The sequence below is a fragment of the Limnohabitans sp. Bal53 genome (assembly GCF_003063355.1).
Taxonomy (GTDB): domain Bacteria; phylum Pseudomonadota; class Gammaproteobacteria; order Burkholderiales; family Burkholderiaceae_C; genus Limnohabitans_A.
This window is the reverse complement of sequence record NZ_NESH01000009.1, coordinates 23,266-36,607: the sequence shown is the minus strand read 5'-3', so window position 1 is coordinate 36,607 and position 13,342 is coordinate 23,266. Positions and strand designations below refer to the sequence as shown.

At 59.0% G+C, this 13,342-nt stretch carries 15 protein-coding genes and 1 tRNA gene; 10 read left to right on the top strand and 6 right to left on the bottom strand.

Annotation, left to right across the window (positions count from 1 at the left end; genetic code table 11):
• Positions 1–2: 2 nt before the first annotated feature.
• Positions 3–860 (top strand): RNase adapter RapZ, encoded by an 858-nt coding sequence (gene rapZ, locus B9Z50_RS16630; RefSeq protein ID WP_108365876.1) that lies wholly within the window; start codon positions 3–5, stop codon positions 858–860.
• Between the two features lie 41 nt (positions 861–901).
• Here rapZ and mutY read toward each other — a convergent pair whose 3' ends face one another.
• Both mutY and mutM read right to left on the bottom strand, forming a co-directional pair.
• A complete protein-coding gene (mutY, locus tag B9Z50_RS16625; RefSeq protein ID WP_370463095.1) occupies positions 902–1,930 on the bottom strand; it encodes an A/G-specific adenine glycosylase in 1,029 nt (342 codons plus the stop codon).
• On the bottom strand, positions 1,930–2,745 hold the full coding sequence (gene mutM, locus B9Z50_RS16620) for a bifunctional DNA-formamidopyrimidine glycosylase/DNA-(apurinic or apyrimidinic site) lyase (protein WP_108365874.1): 816 nt from the start codon (positions 2,743–2,745) through the stop codon (positions 1,930–1,932). The genes mutY and mutM overlap by 1 nt, the downstream gene beginning before the upstream one ends.
• 70 nt (positions 2,746–2,815) lie before the next feature.
• Between mutM and B9Z50_RS16615 the strand changes: the two genes are divergently transcribed.
• The 7 genes from B9Z50_RS16615 to pth all read left to right on the top strand — a co-directional run bounded on the left by B9Z50_RS16615 (position 2,816) and on the right by pth (position 8,594).
• A complete protein-coding gene (locus B9Z50_RS16615) occupies positions 2,816–4,561 on the top strand; it encodes a lipopolysaccharide assembly protein LapB (protein WP_108365893.1) in 1,746 nt (581 codons plus the stop codon).
• The gene (locus B9Z50_RS16610) at positions 4,558–5,079 is read left to right on the top strand and encodes a lipoprotein insertase outer membrane protein LolB (protein ID WP_108365873.1); all 522 of its coding nucleotides are present in this window, start codon (positions 4,558–4,560) and stop codon (positions 5,077–5,079) included. The genes B9Z50_RS16615 and B9Z50_RS16610 overlap by 4 nt, the downstream gene beginning before the upstream one ends.
• 45 nt (positions 5,080–5,124) lie before the next feature.
• Positions 5,125–5,970 (top strand): 4-(cytidine 5'-diphospho)-2-C-methyl-D-erythritol kinase, encoded by an 846-nt coding sequence (gene ispE / locus B9Z50_RS16605; RefSeq protein WP_108365872.1) that lies wholly within the window; start codon positions 5,125–5,127, stop codon positions 5,968–5,970.
• A gap of 34 nt (positions 5,971–6,004) precedes the next feature.
• Positions 6,005–6,081: transfer RNA gene (locus B9Z50_RS16600), tRNA-Gln, on the top strand.
• Between the two features lie 42 nt (positions 6,082–6,123).
• Positions 6,124–7,101 (top strand): ribose-phosphate pyrophosphokinase, encoded by a 978-nt coding sequence (locus B9Z50_RS16595; protein WP_199221781.1) that lies wholly within the window; start codon positions 6,124–6,126, stop codon positions 7,099–7,101.
• A 98-nt stretch (positions 7,102–7,199) separates the two neighbouring features.
• On the top strand, positions 7,200–7,826 hold the full coding sequence (locus B9Z50_RS16590; RefSeq protein ID WP_108365871.1) for a 50S ribosomal protein L25/general stress protein Ctc: 627 nt from the start codon (positions 7,200–7,202) through the stop codon (positions 7,824–7,826).
• A gap of 117 nt (positions 7,827–7,943) precedes the next feature.
• Positions 7,944–8,594, top strand: coding sequence for an aminoacyl-tRNA hydrolase (pth, locus tag B9Z50_RS16585; protein WP_108365870.1), 651 nt, complete (start codon positions 7,944–7,946; stop codon positions 8,592–8,594).
• A 16-nt stretch (positions 8,595–8,610) separates the two neighbouring features.
• On the opposite strand, the gene B9Z50_RS16580 is transcribed toward pth, so the two are convergent.
• On the bottom strand, positions 8,611–8,859 hold the full coding sequence (locus B9Z50_RS16580) for a YfhL family 4Fe-4S dicluster ferredoxin (protein ID WP_108365869.1): 249 nt from the start codon (positions 8,857–8,859) through the stop codon (positions 8,611–8,613).
• A gap of 151 nt (positions 8,860–9,010) precedes the next feature.
• Here B9Z50_RS16580 and B9Z50_RS16575 point away from each other — a divergent pair, with 151 nt between their 5' ends.
• Together B9Z50_RS16575 and B9Z50_RS16570 are read left to right on the top strand one after the other, a co-directional pair.
• Positions 9,011–9,865 (top strand): 3',5'-nucleoside bisphosphate phosphatase, encoded by an 855-nt coding sequence (locus tag B9Z50_RS16575; RefSeq protein WP_108365868.1) that lies wholly within the window; start codon positions 9,011–9,013, stop codon positions 9,863–9,865.
• A 123-nt stretch (positions 9,866–9,988) separates the two neighbouring features.
• Positions 9,989–10,612 (top strand): L-threonylcarbamoyladenylate synthase, encoded by a 624-nt coding sequence (locus B9Z50_RS16570; RefSeq protein WP_108365867.1) that lies wholly within the window; start codon positions 9,989–9,991, stop codon positions 10,610–10,612.
• A gap of 8 nt (positions 10,613–10,620) precedes the next feature.
• Here the strand turns inward: B9Z50_RS16570 and B9Z50_RS16565 are convergent, their stop codons facing one another.
• The 3 genes from B9Z50_RS16565 to B9Z50_RS16555 all read right to left on the bottom strand — a co-directional run bounded on the left by B9Z50_RS16565 (position 10,621) and on the right by B9Z50_RS16555 (position 13,104).
• Positions 10,621–11,211, bottom strand: a complete 591-nt coding sequence (locus B9Z50_RS16565) for a DUF3501 family protein (RefSeq protein ID WP_062406112.1) — start codon at positions 11,209–11,211, stop codon at positions 10,621–10,623.
• Between the two features lie 11 nt (positions 11,212–11,222).
• On the bottom strand, positions 11,223–12,572 hold the full coding sequence (locus B9Z50_RS16560) for a (Fe-S)-binding protein (RefSeq protein ID WP_108365866.1): 1,350 nt from the start codon (positions 12,570–12,572) through the stop codon (positions 11,223–11,225).
• Positions 12,573–12,681: 109 nt separating this feature from the next.
• Complete coding sequence (locus B9Z50_RS16555) at positions 12,682–13,104, bottom strand: rubrerythrin family protein (protein WP_062408037.1); 423 nt, start codon at positions 13,102–13,104, stop codon at positions 12,682–12,684.
• Positions 13,105–13,342: the final 238 nt, after the last annotated feature.

Below are 13,342 nucleotides of genomic sequence, written 5' to 3'. Positions count from 1 at the left end.
GCATGGACATCATCCTCATCACCGGCATGTCCGGCTCCGGCAAATCGGTGGGGCTGCACGCACTTGAAGACGCGGGCTATTACTGCGTGGACAACTTGCCACCCGAGTTGCTGATTCCCTTTGTCAAACTTGAAGAGCAGCACAAAGAGCAACGCTTGGCCATTGCGATCGATGTGCGCAGTGCCAATTCCTTGCACCTGATGCCCGAACAAATGGCCTTGCTGCGCGACATGGGCATGACCGTCAAATCGGTGTTTCTGGACGCCAACTCGGACACCTTGCAGCGCCGCTATTCCGAATCACGGCGCAAACACCCACTGTCGGGCGGCAACAAACCCCAAAGCGACAAAGCCTTGTTTGAAACCATCGAGTTCGAACGCGAGTTGCTGGCCGACTTGCGCGAACGCGCCCACGTCATCGACACCAGTTTGCTGCGCTCGGCGCAACTGCAAACCTACATCAAATCCCTGGTCAGCGCCCCCACTGCCCAGCTGACGCTGGTCTTTGAGTCCTTTGGCTTCAAGCGCGGCATCCCGACCGACGCCGACTACGTGTTTGACGTGCGCATGCTGCCCAACCCCCATTACGAAAGTGCACTGCGGCCATTGACTGGTCGTGATGAGCCCGTGCAGACCTACCTGCGCCAGTCCGAAGAATTTGTACAGATGCAGCTGCAGATCGAGGGCTTTTTGAAGCACTGGATTCCCGCCATCGAGCGCGACCACCGCAGCTACGTGACCGTGGCCATTGGTTGCACCGGGGGCCAGCACCGCTCGGTGTTCATGGTTGAGCAACTGGCCCAACACTTCGGCACACGCTGGCTGACGCTCAAACGGCACCGGGAGTTGGACGCCATCTGAGCCAAGCTCTCATCCCGCATGGAACGCGGGGTCCATGCCTTTCACTGGGCCGCCAACAAAACCCGAATGGGCGCAGGCAAACCCATCGCCGGCCAAGCATCGGCATCCACCCACTGGCCCTCACAAGCTGGAACGCTTTTTCCGTCACCGAGCATGCGCACAGGGTGCAGATGCAAATCGCGGTGTGTCAGCACATGCTTCCAGGGTGTGATGAATTCCGCCTCCTGCCCGTTGGCCCAAGCGGCCAGTAAATCCGCTTCCGTGTCAAACACAGGCAAACTGAACAAACCTGCCCAAATGCCCGTGTCAGGCCGTTTTTGCAGCCACACCTGGCCTTGCGCGTTGACTGCCCACAACAGCCAGAGCGTGGCGCTGCTGCGTTTGAGCTTGCGTGTCTTAACGGGATAGGCCAATGGCTCGCCCTGCGCTTGGGCCTGGCACACGGTGCTCACGGGACAGGCCTCGCACTGCGCTTTGCGCGGCAAACACACGGTGGCCCCCAAGTCCATCAGTGCCTGGGTATAGCGCGGCATGTCGGCCGCTTGCCCAGGCAACAGATCTTGCGCCAGCGCCCACAAGGCTTTTTCGTTTTTGGCCACCGCCAAGTCCGCGCCATAGCCCAGTACGCGGGTCAGCACACGCTTGACGTTGCCGTCCAAAATGGCGGCACGCTCTTGAAAGCAAAACGCTGCAATCGCTGCAGCCGTGGATCGGCCGATACCGGGCAGAGTTTGCAGGTCTTCTGCGCGGCGCGGAAAGGCCCCGCCAAACCGCCCCACCACCTCTTGGGCGCACTTGTGCAGGTTGCGGGCGCGGCTGTAATAGCCCAGGCCGCTCCACAGCGCCAGCACATCGTCTTGCGGTGCGGCGGCCAAAGCGGCCACATCCGGAAAACGCCCCAGAAATCGGGGAAAGTAGTCCAGCACTGTGCTCACTTGCGTTTGCTGCAGCATGATTTCGGATAGCCAGACGCGGTACGGGTCTTGGGTGTTTTGCCAAGGCAGGCTTTGGCGTCCGTGCAGGCGTTGCCAATCCACCATGCGGCGGGCAAACCCTTCAGGTAAGGGCATCAAGGTTTCTGGCATGTGCGGCAATAAAAAGTGGTGCGCTGACCTTGCAGCATGGATTGGATGGGCGTGGCACACACCCGGCACGGCTCGCCCGCGCGGCCGTAGACCGCAGCTTCCAATTGGAAATAGCCGGTGCGCCCTTCGGCATTGACAAAATCTTTCAGTGAACTGCCCCCCTGCTCCACCGCCCGGGTCAGCACCTGCACGATGGCTGCATGCAGCCGGGCCACCCGGGGTTTGGACAACCGCGATGCTTTGGTGGTGGGGCGTATGCCCGCCATGAACAAGGCTTCCGAGGCGTAAATATTGCCCACACCCACCACTTCGTCACCCGCCAACAACACCTGCTTGATGGCGGACTGGCGTTTTTTGAGGGCCAAGGCAAAAGCAGTCACATCAAACTGGGCACTCAAGGGCTCCACCCCCAGCCGACCCAACAGCTTTTGCGCCTGGGGCGAATCCTCTCCCGGTGCCCAAACCACCGCCCCGAAGCGGCGCGGGTCGTGCAGGCGCAGCACCCCTCGGTCGGTCACCAGGTCCATGTGGTCGTGCGGACCCGCTTCGGGCTGGGTAGGGGCAAAGTTCAGGCTGCCAGACATGCCCAAATGCACCAGCAGCAGGCCTTGGTCCAGGTCCAGCAGCAGGTATTTGCCGCGCCGACGCACTCCCCAAATTTGCCGCCCCACCAAGCTGGCAGCGGGCACGCCCAGTGGCCAGCGCAGGGGCTTGCCCAGGTGCAGCGCCAGAATATGGGCCGAAGCGATGCGGTCGGCAAAACTGCGGCGTGTGACTTCAACTTCGGGGAGTTCGGGCATAGGCTCTGAGACAAAAAGGGGCTTGGACCGCACGCCTCATGCGCGCGGGTGGCTGGATTATGATGAAGCCATGAAATTCTGGTTTCGACTCGCCCTCATCTCCTCTTGCGTCTGGAGCGCCTGGGCGCAACCGGCCACACCAGCCCAAGACCCCCAACCAGCCACCGCAGAAAAAGCCACCGTGCCGCAATCTGCACTCGATGCAGCGCTGTTTTATCAACTGCTGCTGGGTGAATTGAATGTCCGCAGCGGCTCACCAGGCAGTGGTTTTTCGTTCATCCTGGACGCGGCTCGCAAAACCCGCGATCCGGCCTTATTCCAGCGCGCCGTTGATCTGGCGTTGCAATCGCGCTCCGGCGAATCGGCCTTGCAAGCCGCACAGGCTTGGAAAAGTGCCGTACCCGGGGCCACCGAAGCCAACCGTTACCAGCTGCAAATTTTGCTGGCCCTGAATCGGGTGAACGAAGCCGGGCAAGCCCTGAGCGTCTCGATCCGGGAGCTGCCCGCTGCTGAACAAAACGCGGCCATTGCTTCCGTGCCCCGCGTATTTGCCAGAGTGCAAGACAAAAAAGCCGCCGCTGACACGGTCGAAAAAGCCTTGGCTGCGGCCCTGAAACAAAGCAGCACCGCCGCCACGGCTTGGACGACCGTGGGTCGCATGCGGCGCGAAGCAGGGCAATTGGCACTGGCCGTTGACGCCACGCGCCAAGGACACGCAGCCGATGCATCGGCACCTGGCCCCCTGATCCTGGCGCTGAGCCTGGCCAATGCGGCCCCAGCAGAGATGACGCCCTTACTCACCCAGGCCATGCAAGGGGATGTGCAGCCCGAATTGCGACTGGGCTATGCCCGGCACCTGATCGGCCTGACTCAACAGCAAGAGGCCTTGCGCCAACTCGCCCGCCTGAACGCGGATCACCCTTCTTTTGCCGATGGCTGGCTGGTGCATGGTCTGCTGCTGCAGGAAACTGGCCAACTGGCACAAGCAGAGCAAAAACTGCAAAAACACGTGGAACTGGCCCAAGCCAATCCTGACAAGGAAACGCAAACCGGACTGGCTGAGGCCTTAATGGCTTTGGCCCAGCTGGCGCAGCGCCAAGGTCAACTGCCTCAGGCCGAGCAATGGCTGTCCCAGGTTCCAGCGGACGCAGACCCCATCAAGCTGGCCAGCCGACGCGCCGACCTGCTCACAAAGCAAGGCCGCACGGAAGAAGCACGCCTGGTTTTGGCGCAAATCAAAACATCCAACGCTGAACAAGCCACGCGCAAAACCTTGGTGCAATCCATTTGGTTACGCGACAACAAAAAGGCGGACGATGCCTACGAATTGCTCAAGCAAGCTCTGAATGCGCAGCCGCAAAACACAGACTTGATGTCAGAGATGGCCATGGTCACCGAAAAGCTCAAACGCTTTGACGAGATGGAAACCGTGCTGCGCGAGCTGATGAAACGTAAACCCGAAGACCCCCATGCCTTCAATGCTCTGGGGTATTCATTGGCAGATCGCAACCTGCGACTGGATGAAGCCCGGCAGCTGATCACGCAGGCCCTGAAGCTGGCCCCTGACGACGCCTACATTCAAGACAGCCTGGGCTGGGTCGCTTTTCGCCAAGGCCAACATGCCGAAGCCCTGAAAATTTTGCAGGGCGCTTACAAAGCCCGCCCCGACGCCGAAATTGCAGCCCATCTGGGCGAGGTGCTGTGGGTGATGGGACAACGCCAGGAAGCCGGCGCGATTTGGCGCGAAGGCTTGTTGCTCAAGGCGGACAACGACACCTTGATCGAAACCATGAAGCGCTTTCAATTCAAACCATGAAGCCAAGCGCACACGACACAAAGCCCACCCAAGAAGGCAGGCGACGGGTTTTGGCGCTGGCATTGTCAAGTGCTTTGCTGGCTGCAGGCTGCGCCACACCCCAATTGACCCCTGTGGACGCCAATGCTTATTGGTCAGGACGCATGGCCATACAGGTGCTCAAGAACCCGCCTGAATCGCTGAGTGCCGGTTTCGAGCTGCAAGGCTCGGCCCAAGCTGGTGAAATGGTCTTGTTCAGCCCCATTGGCACCACCTTGGCCCGCCTGGAATGGACACCCCAAGGCGCGCGCTTGGTGCAAGGTCAGCAACAGGTTGACAGCCCAAGCCTGCAAAGGCTGGGAGCTCGCCTGACAGGCACCGAACTGCCGATTGCAGCTTTATTCGAGTGGCTGGCGGGCCGCCCGGCCGAAGCCGCCGGCTGGCAAGTCGATTTGTCAGCCCATGCCCAAGGCCGCATCAGCGCAGAGCGGCGCGAACCGAGCCCTGGTGCCGTGCTGCGCATCGCGCTGGACCGTTGAACTGGCGTTTTTGGGGCGACGCCGGCCTGTAGCGATAATCCAGCCATGAAATCGCTGCACGATGTGCCCGCCCCGGCCAAACTGAATTTGTTTTTGCACATCACGGGCCGTCGCCCCGATGGTTACCACGAACTGCAATCGGTCTTCATGCTGATCGACTGGTGCGACACGCTGCATTTTGAAAAGCGCCCCAGCGGTGCCATCAGCCGCGAAGACCTCACACTTGCCCTGCCCGCTCAGGACCTGATCACCCGAGCAGCCCATCTGCTTCAAAGCCACACCGGTTGCACCGATGGCGTGCACATTGCGGTTGAAAAACAAATCCCCGCACAAGCGGGCATGGGCGGCGGCTCATCTGATGCCGCCACCTGCCTGCTGGCACTCAACCGCTTGTGGGGCCTGAACCTGGGTCTGCCCAACCTGGAGAAGCTGGGACTTCAACTGGGTGCGGATGTGCCATTTTTCCTGCGTGGGCACAATGCTTGGGTCGAGGGTGTGGGGGAGAAAATCACCCCCATCGAACTGCCTGCCGCACAGTTTTGGGTACTCAAGCCACCACAGGGCGTCGAAACATCTCAAATTTTTACGCACCCTGACCTCAAACGCGACACAAACGCTGCTACAATATCGGTCTTCGCTGCAGAGACATATGACTTCGGTCACAATGACCTGCAACCCGTTGCGCAGACGCTGTGCCCTGGTGTTGATCAAGCCATTCAGGCCCTCAACTCAGCTGGACTCAGACCCAGAATGACGGGTTCCGGCAGTGCCGTGTTTGCCCATTGCAGGGACAACACCATGAAAGTTTCGGTTCCTGACCGCTTTCTGGCCCGGTTTTGCAGCAATTTGGAAGCTCATCCTTTGCAAGGTTGGGCAACCAGCGATAGTTGATCGGTCGATCGCTGTTTCAGCGGTCAACCCGTGTAGGGGAGTCGCCAAGTTGGTTAAGGCACCGGATTTTGATTCCGGCATTCGAAGGTTCGAGTCCTTCTTCCCCTGCCAAATACGTTCATTCGTACAGGCCCATTTTTTCTGATCGCTGGAATGCTCATGCAGCCTGCTCCAAACACTCCCGACTTCATGCTGTTCACCGGCAATGCCAACCCCGGTTTGGCGGCCGAAATTGCCAAAAACCTGGGCACACAGCTTGGCGCTGTTGATGTGGGCCGATTCTCCGATGGTGAAGTCACCGTTGAACTCAAGCAAAACGTGCGTGCCCGCGAAGTCTTCGTGGTGCAGCCAACTTGCGCCCCCACCAATGAAAACCTGATGGAACTGCTGATCATGGTCGACGCGCTCAAACGCGCCTCGGCTGAACGCATCAGCGCCGTCATTCCTTATTTTGGCTACGCCCGCCAAGACCGCCGCCCGCGCTCCACCCGCGTGCCGATCTCGGCCAAAGTGGTCGCCAACATGCTCCAAGCTGTCGGTGTAGACCGTGTGCTGACCATGGACTTGCACGCCGACCAAATCCAGGGCTTCTTCGACATCCCGGTCGACAACATTTATGCATCGCCCGTTCTGTTGGGTGACCTGCGCCAGCAAAACTACGACGATTTGATCGTCGTGTCACCCGACGTCGGCGGCGTCGTCCGTGCACGTGCCCTGGCCAAACAACTCGGCTGCGATTTGGCCATCATTGACAAACGCCGCCCCAAAGCCAACGTCAGCGAAGTCATGCACGTCATTGGCGAGATCGATGGCCGCAACTGCGTGATCATGGACGACATGATCGATACCGCCGGCACCTTGGTCAAAGCCGCCGAAGTGCTCAAAGAGCGTGGCGCCAAAAAAGTCTACGCTTATTGCACGCACCCGATTTTTTCGGGTCCGGCCATTGACCGCATTGCCAAGGGCGAGGCCCTGGACGAAGTGGTCGTCACCAACACCATCCCGCTGTCGGCTCAAGCCGCAGCGTGCACCAAGATTCGCCAACTTTCCGTGGCTCCGCTGATCGCCGAAACGATCAACCGGATTGCACACGGTGAGTCAGTGATGAGCCTGTTCTCCGATCAAAGCTGATCTGGGAGAGGCCAACGTGGCCAGCCGTCCTTTTGGACTGGCTGGCTTTTTTGAGTCAGGACCGCACTGGTCGCGGTGGGTCCTAGAAGGAGAAATCTATGAAATTCGTCGCTTTTGAGCGCGCAAAGCAGGGCACGGGTGCGAGCCGCCGTCTCCGCAATTCCGGTCGTACACCTGGCATCGTTTACGGTTCCACATCGGCCCCCCAACTGATCGAGCTGGACCACAACGCTTTGTGGCACGCCCTGAAAAAGGAAGCTTTCCACGCTTCGATCCTGGACATGGAATTGAACGGTCAATCCAGCAAAGTTTTGCTGCGTGACTACCAGATGCACCCCTACAAGCAGTTGGTCCAACACATCGACTTCCAGCGCGTTGACGCCAACACCACTTTGAACATGAAAGTGCCATTGCACTTCAGCGGCCAAGAAGAATCTGAAGCCGTCAAGACTGACAAGTGCACGATCACCCACGTGGCGACCGAAATCGAAGTCGCTTGCTTGCCTGCCAACCTGCCTGAATTCATCGCGGTGGACCTCAAGGGCTTGACCATGGGCAAATCCCTGCACCTGAACGACATCACCTTGCCTGCTGGCTGCAAAGCCGTCACCCACGGCAAGAAGAACCCGGTCCTCGTGTCCGTGGTCCCTCCTGTCGTAGAAGTCATCGCTGCCCCTGTGGCCGCTGCGCCTGCCGACGGCAAAAAAGGCAAAGGCAAGAAGTAATCTTCTGGCTTGGGGCTTCGGCCCTGCACCTTCAAGGCCCGCGCAAGCGGGCCTTTTGCTTTGGCGTGATCCTGCGCATGCTCGCTGGACTGCCAGCAACAAGGATAATCACGCCCCATGATCAAACTGCTAGTCGGCCTGGGCAACCCGGGCAACGAATACGACGACACCCGCCACAACGCTGGTTTCTGGTGGATCGATGCTGTGGCCCGCGAACTCAAAGTGTCGCTGGTGCCCGAGCGCAGCTACCACGGCCTGGTGGCCCGCACCACCGTCAACGGCCAAAACGTGTGGCTGCTTGAACCCCAGACCTTCATGAATTTGTCGGGCAAGTCGGTCAGCGCACTGGCCCGGTTCTTCAAAATCCAGCCGCAAGAAATTTTGGTGGCGCACGACGAACTCGACATCGTGCCGGGCGAAGCCAAGCTCAAACTGGGCGGCAGCCACGCGGGGCACAACGGTCTGCGCGACATCCATGCCCAACTGGGCACGGCCGATTACTGGCGGCTGCGCATTGGTGTGGGCCACCCGGGCGACAAGGCCGAAGTCGTCAGCTGGGTTTTGAAGAAGCCGATGCTCGAACACCGCAAAGCCATCGACGACAGCATTTTCCGGGCACTGACCGCATTGCCGTTGCTGTTGGTGGGTGACATGGAAAAAGCCATGGTGCGCATCCACACCAGCAAGCCGCCGCGCCCCAAACCTCCGCGTCCTCCCAAAGCACCGAATACCGAAGCACCCAAAATGGGTGAACCGAAACCCGATTGAAGGGGCCTTGGTCTGATCACTGCGCCTGCAGGCGGCGGTACTTGGCCCAGAGCGATTCCTGATTTTCGACGTGCTGCGGATTGACAGGAATGCAGGCCACCGGGCAGACCTGCACACACTGGGGCTCATCAAAATGGCCGACACACTCGGTGCACTTGGATGGGTTAATTTCGTAAATTTCTTCGCCCAAATAAATCGCTTCGTTGGGGCACTCGGGCTCACACACATCGCAGTTGATGCATTCGTCGGTGATCATCAGTGCCATGGCTGGGGCTCCGCAAAAGTCTGCATCGTGGTCATATCCTGATTATCGGCCACAGGCATCAGCCCGAAAGACTGCAGGGCTGTTGCTTGTCCCAAGGCTTAGTCGGGACAAGACCCTACAAGCTGAACTGCACAAGCGGCATACGCCTAAAATGGACTGCATGATGAATGCCGATTTGCACTGCCACTCCGTCATCTCCGACGGTACCCTCACCCCCGAAGCCCTGGCTGAACGCGCCAAGGCCAACGGCGTGGAATTGTGGGCATTGACCGACCACGACGAGGTGGGCGGGCAAGACCGCGCCCTGGCCGCTGCCCGTGCGCAGGGCCTGCCCTATCTAACCGGTACCGAAATTTCGGTCACTTTTGCCCACCAGACTGTGCACATCGTGGGCCTGGGTTTTGACCCGCACAACACCGCCCTGGTGTCCGGCTTGCGCCGCACCCGTGGCGGGCGCGGTGAACGCGCCCAGGAAATGTCGGACGGCTTGGCCAAGGTCGGCATTCAAAACGCTTACGAAGGCGCCCTGCAATACGTGGGCAACCCAGAGCTGATTTCACGCACCCACTTTGCCAGGTACTTGGTCGAGACGGGGGTGTGCAGTGACACCTCGGAGGTGTTTCGCAAATACCTGACCGAAGGTAAACCGGGTTATGTGCCGCACCGCTGGGCGAGGCTGCAAGAGGCGGTGCAATGGATCACAGAAGCCGGTGGGGCCGCTGTGATCGCACACCCGGCCCGCTACGGTTTCACGCCCAACGAAGAATACGCACTGTTCAGCGAATTCAAGGCGCACGGAGGCCGTGCAGTAGAGGTCATCACCGGCAGCCACTCCTCACAAGAAGCCGTGCGCTACGCCGAAACCGCTCTTGAGTTTGAGCTGGCAGCCTCACGCGGGAGTGACTTTCACAGCCCCGACGAAAGCCGCATTGATCTGGGCGCTTTACCCTGGTTGCCTGGCCAACTGACCCCGGTTTGGGAAATGCTGGCCGACCGCATTCAGTGAATCCTTCGCACCGACACGCCAGCCTTCAGTTAAGGGGTTTCGCAATGGCGCTCAAGTTAAGGTGCATGACCACGTTGTCGTCCAAATCACTTTGTAGTCACTGACTTTAGACTGCCAACATCCATGGCCCAGTTTTTCACCGTTCACCCCGACAACCCCCAAACCCGCCTGCTCAAGCAAGCGGTGGCGTTACTCAACCAAGGCAAGGTACTGGCCGTGCCCACCGACTCCAGCTACGCTCTGGTCTGCCATCTGGACGACAAAAACGCCGCCGACCAACTGCGCCGCATCCGGGAGGTGGACGACAAACACCACCTGACGCTGCTGTGCCGCGACCTGAGTGAGTTGGCCAACTATGCGCGGGTGGATAACCGGCAGTTTCGCGCCATCAAACAAGCCACGCCCGGGCCCTTCACCTTCATTTTGGAAGCCACCAAGGAAGTGCCGCGCCGCGTGAGCCACCCCCAACGCAAAACCATTGGCCTGCGTGTGCCCGAACACAAAGTGCTGCAAGAGTTGCTGTCCCTGCATGGAGCGCCATTGCTGGCCGCCACCTTGATCATGCCCACAGAGGATGACCCTTTGAATGACCCGCAGGAGATTCGCGAACGGCTGGAACACCAGCTGGGTGCGGTCATTGACGCCGGAGCCTGCACTTTGCAAGCCACCACCGTGATCGACATGACCGATGAGCCCGCTCAAGTGTTGCGCCTGGGTCAGGGTGACCCGGCGCTGCTGGGGCTTTGAGCCGAGACTTATTTCAAGTCGCCTGCCAGGCTGGCCAGCGTGTCTGGGGCCATGTCGATGTGTGAAGGATAGTGGGTGTGATCGCACCCAAGCTTGACACCCGCACCCGCCTTGATGGCAGCGCACATGACAGGCTTCAACTCAAAGCGGAGAAAGTGAACCGCTGAGGTCTTTTCATCGGTTTCGCGGTCCAAGTCTTCGTCGGCAATCGCATATACGCGGCCGTGGCCTTCCACCTCCACAAACATGCGGTCTTCCACGCCGATCAACTTGGCCAGCTCGCGGCGGCGTTCGTTGATGTCGGTGTACTCGATCATCATGGTGGCTTTCCAGTTGCTGCCGTCCGGCACCAACGGGGCATATGCGTCGATCTCTTGCAGGATGCCTTCTTCTTCGAAGACTTTTTCGATGCGGAGCATCTCTTGGATCTGGTAGCGGATGGTGGTTTCGCTCTCGAACTGCACATTGATGTGCTCACCCAACTGCACGCTGCGCAGCTTGCGGTGGGCGATCACCTCGGGCTTATGAACCTTGCGCCACTTGGTGTAAGCCTCCAAGGTCATCAGAGTCTCAGGCGTGATTTTTCCGGTCAGTTGCATGGCAGTATTCCTTATTTGAGACCGTAGGCTTTGCGCACCAGGGTCAAGGGGTGGTTCAGTTCAGGGGCACCGAGGCCATTGACCTCAAAGCCCTGGGCAATGTGGTGACCGCCCAGCGGACAGTCGGAGCTGATGAAGTCGGGCTTGGAGCCATCTTTCATGGTGGCCATGGCCTTGAACACGGGTTTACCGATCTTCATCGCCATCTCGTGTGAGCCTTTTTTGACGCCGTAGGTGCCAGCATGACCCGAGCAGCGCTCGATGGTGTTGATCTCGGTGTCCGGGATCATCTTGAGCATTTCCTCGGTCTTTTTGCCGATATTTTGCACCCGGCCATGGCAAGGAATTTGGTAACTCACATTGCCCAGCTTTTGCGGGAATTCTGTCTTGAGCAAGCCATCGCGCTTGCGGGCCATGAAGTACTCAAACGGGTCCCACATGGCTTCTTTGACCAACTGGGTGTCGGCGCAATCGGGGAACATCAGCGGGATTTCCTGCTTGAACATCAAGGCGCAGCTGGGCACCGCCGCCATGATGGCAAAGCCGTCTTTGGCGTACTTGGCCAGTACCGGGATGTTGGCTTCCTTGGAGTCCTTGACCGAGTCCAGATCGCCCAACTCCAGCTTGGGCATGCCGCAGCATTTTTCTTTCTCGACCAGCACATACGGGATATCGTTGTGGTCAAGGATCTTCAGCAGATCATGGCCAATGCCGGGCTCGTTGTAATTGATGTAGCAGGTGGAATAGATCGCCACTTTGCCGGGTGTTTTCTCACCGTCCACCACTTTGGAGGCCTTGGCATCCGGGGCGCTGGAGCGGAATTTCTGGGTGGCCAAAGAAGGCAGCCAGGCGTTTTTGTCCACGCCCGCCACACTTTCCATGACGCTGCGTGCCGCTTCGGTCTTGTTGAGGGCGTTGACGGCTTGCACCACGATCGGAATACCCGCAAACGAACCGTGGGTGTCGGTGGAGGCCAAAAACTTTTCGGCCGCACCTACTTCGCCTTTTTTGAACTTGATGGCCTTAGCCCGCAGCATGGTATGCGGGAAGTCCAGGTTCCACTCGTGCGGTGGTGTGTAGGGGCATTTGGTCATGTAGCACAGGTCGCACATGAAACACTGGTCCACCACTTTCCAGTAGTCCTTCTTGTCCACGCCATCGACTTCCATGGTGCTGGACTCGTCCACTAGGTCAAACAAGGTGGGAAAGGAATTGCACAGGCTCACACAACGGCGGCAACCGTGGCAGATGTCAAAAATGCGCTCCAATTCGTCGAAGCACTTTTCTTCGTTGTAGAAGTCGGGGCTCTCCCAGCCGAGGGCGTGTCGTGTGGGGGCTTCGAGGTTGCCTTCTTTGGCCATGCTGTGCTCCTTGGGGATTTTTAGCTGATTTTTCTGAAAACTCTGTGACCAGAGCCCTGAGAAAAACCCGCTGCGCCTTGCGGTGCAGCGGGCTCACGGACCGGAGGAATCAATCCACCAATTCGTTCAAGGCTTTCTGGTAACGGTTGGCGTGTGAACGCTCAGCCTTGGCCAGGGTCTCGAACCAGTCGGCGATTTCGTCAAAACCCTCTTCGCGAGCGGTCTTGGCCATGCCGGGGTACATGTCGGTGTACTCGTGGGTTTCGCCAGCCACAGCCGAAGCCAGGTTGTCACGTGTCGAGCCAATGGGCATGCCGGTTGCTGGATCGCCGGATTGCTCCAGGAATTCCAGGTGACCGTGGGCGTGGCCTGTTTCACCTTCAGCGGTGGAACGGAACAGGGCTGCCACGTCGTTCTGACCTTCAACGTCAGCTTTGTTTGCGAAGTACAAATAGCGACGGTTGGCCTGGGATTCGCCTGCGAAGGCGTCTTTCAGGCATTGTTCCGTGCGCGAGCCTTTGAGTGCTGCCATGGATATCTCCTAGTGGATTTTGAGTCGATTGCCCTGGCAGGATCGCCAGAGAACGATTAGGTTAGACCGAAACCCATCGGTCTTCAAATAGATTGATGCAATGGGATGGATAAAGCAAGGCTATCAAGACCGAAAGTTGATCGTCATCAACAACCACCCCCGGGTTTTTCCTAGCTTGGACAACACCAGCAGGAGCGCAAACACCGGCTCCAAAGAATAAAGGCGGGCTGGGTAAAAT